Source organism: Pusillimonas sp., assembly GCF_035515275.1.
GTDB lineage: Bacteria > Pseudomonadota > Gammaproteobacteria > Burkholderiales > Burkholderiaceae_B > Pusillimonas.
Genome location: NZ_DATJBQ010000066.1, coordinates 1 through 3,661 on the forward strand (window position 1 = coordinate 1; position 3,661 = coordinate 3,661).

Here is a 3,661-nt window from a genome sequence, read left to right on the forward strand (position 1 = left end):
GGTCTGGTGCTGCGCCGCCTCGACCGGCGAAGAACCCTACTCCATCGCCATAACCTTGCTCGAGGAAGCAGGCCCCACGCAGGCCAAGCCCTCGGTATGGGCAACCGACATTGACACCCAGGCAATCGAAAAAGCCCGAAAGGGTGTCTATACCTTTGAGCGCGCAAAGCCCATACCCGAGGCTTTAATGAAGAAATATTTTTTTCGCGGAAAATCCAGCAAATCGGGGCTGGTCCGCGTCAAGCCCATATTGCACGACGTGGTGCAATTTGAAACGTTGAACCTGGTGGCGCCCACTTGGCCAACGACCGAAAAGTTCGATGCAATTTTTTGTCGCAATACCATGATTTACTTCGATAAACCCACGCAAACTCGAATTTTGGAAAGGTTTGCGCCCATGCTTAAACCCGGCGGCCTCTTGTTCGCCGGACATTCGGAAAACTTTACGTACTTGACCAAGGCTTTCCGTTTGCGCGGGCAAACGGTTTATACGCTGGCCTAGTAGGTTTTGCCATGCATATTGTCTGGAGTTGAGTCATGAAAAAAATACGTGTCCTATGTGTGGACGATTCTGCGCTGGTGCGCAGCCTGATGACCGAGATCATCGACAGCCACCCCGACATGGAAGTGGTGGCCGTGGCGCCCGACCCCTTGGTCGCGCGCGATCTGATCAAGCAGCATAATCCCGACGTCCTGACGCTGGACGTCGAGATGCCGCGCATGGACGGCCTGGATTTTCTCGAGCGTCTGATGCGCCTGCGGCCCATGCCGGTGGTCATGGTCTCTTCGCTTACCGAACGCAACTCCGAGGTGACGCTGCGCGCGCTTGAGCTGGGTGCGGTCGACTTCGTCACCAAGCCCAGGCTGGGGCTGCGCGACGGGCTCATGGATTACAGCGACCTGATCGCCGACAAGATCCGTGCCGCGGCCTTGTCGCGGCCGCGACCGCGTCCAGCGCCCTCCGAGGTGCGTGCCCCGGTGCGGCGCCTCACTTCGGCCTTCTCAACGACCGAGAAGCTGATTGTCATCGGCGCCTCGACCGGTGGCACCGAAGCCATACGGCAGGTGCTCGAGCCCATGCCGGCCAACGCACCGGCCATTCTCATCACGCAGCATATGCCTGCGGGCTTTACACGTTCGTTCGTGCAGCGGCTTGATTCGCTTTGCGATGTGCAGGTTCACGAGGCCGAAGACGGACAGCGGGTGCTGCCGGGGCACGTGTATCTCGCACCGGGCGGGGTGGCCCACATGAAGCTGGCGCGATCGGGCGCCAATTATGTGGTCAGGCTTGACCCCAGCGAGCCGGTTAACCGCCATCGTCCTTCAGTCGATGTGTTGTTCAATTCGGTGGCTCAGGTCGCGGGCAAGAACGCGGTCGGCGTCATCCTTACCGGCATGGGCAAGGACGGCGCACAGGGCATGCTGGCAATGAAGCAGGCCGGCGCTCAAACTTTTGCTCAGGACGAGGCAAGTTGTGTGGTGTTCGGCATGCCTCGAGAAGCACTGCTTATTGGCGCGGCCGACGAAGCTCTGCCGCTATCGGATATCAGCGAGCGGCTGCTCAGAAGCGCCGGCTCTTATGGTCACCGGGTCTGAGCGCGCCCAAGTGGGTGCCGACTAAGTCTCGAAGGCCAAGCTAACACTGTTTTATTGGAGAACCCAAGTGGTACAGAAATCGATAAAAATCCTGGTGGTCGACGACTTTCCGACCATGCGACGCATCATCAAGAACCTGCTCAAGGACCTGGGCTTTGAAAACGTCGATGAGGCCGAAGACGGCGTCATGGGCCTAGAAAAACTGCGCAACAACAACTTTGAGCTGGTGGTTTCCGACTGGAACATGCCCAATATGGATGGACTGACCATGCTTCAGACCATACGTGCTGATCCGGCATTGTCAAAATTGCCCGTGTTGATGGTCACCGCCGAAGCCAAGAAAGAAAACATCATCGCCGCCGCTCAGGCCGGCGCCAACGGTTATGTGGTCAAGCCGTTTACAGCGGCTGTTCTCGAAGAAAAACTGAACAAGATTTTCGAGAAATTGAACGCTTGAATGAATAAGGAAACGACATGACAACATCGGCAAACCCGGCAGTCAGCGGTGGAGGCGAGGCCGAAGATCTGATTGGCAAAATTGCGCAATTGACGCGCATGTTGCGTGACAGCATGCGCGAATTGGGCCTGGATCACGCCATCAAAGAGGCCGCCGAAGCCATTCCTGATGCCCGCGATCGCTTGGGTTACGTGGCGCGCATGACCGAGCAGGCCGCCAACCGCGTGTTGAATGCCGCCGAAACCGTTCAGCCGGTGCGAGAGCGCATGCAACGTCGCGCTCGTGAGCTGGACGTCGCTGGCAGGCCTGGTTCGATAACCCTGTCGAGCTGCCCCAGGCGCGCGAGTTGGTCGATGACACGCGTGGCCTGCTGCAAGAGATTCCCGCCGATACGCAAGTGTCGCTTGACCACCTGATGGAAATCATCATGGCTCAAGATTTCCAGGACCTGACCGGCCAGGTCATTACCCGAATGCTGGGGGTGATTGGCACCATCGAGCAAGAACTGGTGCAAGTGCTGATCGACAGCGTGCCCAAAGAAAAGCGCGACGACACCAATTCATTGCTGAACGGGCCGCAAACCAATCCCGAGGGCAAGCCTGACGTCGTGGCCAACCAGGATCAGGTCGACGATTTGCTGGCTAGTCTGGGCTTCTAGGCAGGGTTTTGGCGAGGACTTCCACTCCTAGGTATTTTCCATGAGAGTTGGCCTGTTTACTGTTTGATGCATTTTACATTTGCTAATATTTGACCCGCTTCACTCAGGTCCATTTGGTTTTGAGTTTCAGTTTTTGGGGGCAAGACATGCAGTATGGCGTTTCAGTAGCGGGTCGATGGGCCCATTCGAATGCAGCAGTCTCCAGCCCAGGGCGGGGCGCGACGGTAACGGCCGAATACGTGCTTCGTCCCGACGAAACAGTTATTTCCAAAACCGATTTACGCGGGCATATCACCTATGCGAACGATAACTTCGTGCGCATCAGCGGCTACACCCGCGAAGAACTGATCGGCGCTCCCCAAAGCATCGAGCGCCACCCGGATATGCCCAAGCATGTATTTGCCGACTTGTGGGCGACCCTGAAGCAAAACAAGGCTTGGGGCGGCATGATCCACAACCGTTGCAAGAACGGTGCCGACTACTGGGTGCTGGCGTTCGTGGCCCCTATCGTTAAAGACACCCAGGTTGTCGGCTATACCTCGATTCGGGTCAAGCCGCCGGAAGAAGCGCTTAAGGTTGCCAAGGCGCTATATAAGCGCCTGAACGCGGGTGATACATCGGTGATCTTGCGAAACGGCGTGGCAACACCGACCTCGCTTGCAGCCCGATTAAAACGAGTCTTCAATTTTTCGCTTGGCGCCAAGTTCAACGGGCTGGCGCTATTGGTTACCTTGATATTAGGGGCGCTCGGCGCCAATGCGGTGCTCATCGGCCGAACCGCCGAGCTGTACGTCATTGCGCCCGCGCTGGCCCTGATTCTGGTTGGGCTATACGCTTTGCGCCGTTCAGTCATTGCCCAGCTTAAAGAGGCCACCGGGTTTCTTGGCTCGCTTAGCAGCGGCAATTTGTACGATCGCATCATGGCCAGGGGCGACGACGAACTGGGTCAG

General features: G+C 57.4%; 4 protein-coding genes and 1 pseudogene. All 5 read left to right on the plus strand.

The window, feature by feature from the left end; translation table 11 throughout:
• On the plus strand, positions 1–502 hold a 502-nt coding region (locus tag VL003_RS04920; protein ID WP_325440151.1), incomplete at its 5' end, for a CheR family methyltransferase.
• 35 nt (positions 503–537) lie between these two features.
• Positions 538–1,596 (plus strand): protein-glutamate methylesterase/protein-glutamine glutaminase, encoded by a 1,059-nt coding sequence (locus VL003_RS04925; protein ID WP_325440153.1) that lies wholly within the window; start codon positions 538–540, stop codon positions 1,594–1,596.
• 67 nt (positions 1,597–1,663) lie between these two features.
• The gene (gene cheY / locus VL003_RS04930; RefSeq protein ID WP_325440155.1) at positions 1,664–2,053 is read left to right on the plus strand and encodes a chemotaxis response regulator CheY; all 390 of its coding nucleotides are present in this window, start codon (positions 1,664–1,666) and stop codon (positions 2,051–2,053) included.
• 17 nt (positions 2,054–2,070) lie between these two features.
• A pseudogene (cheZ, locus tag VL003_RS04935) lies at positions 2,071–2,711 on the plus strand (protein phosphatase CheZ).
• A 119-nt stretch (positions 2,712–2,830) separates the two neighbouring features.
• Positions 2,831–3,661 (plus strand): methyl-accepting chemotaxis protein (locus tag VL003_RS04940; RefSeq protein ID WP_325440157.1); only part of this gene is annotated, 831 nt, incomplete at its 3' end.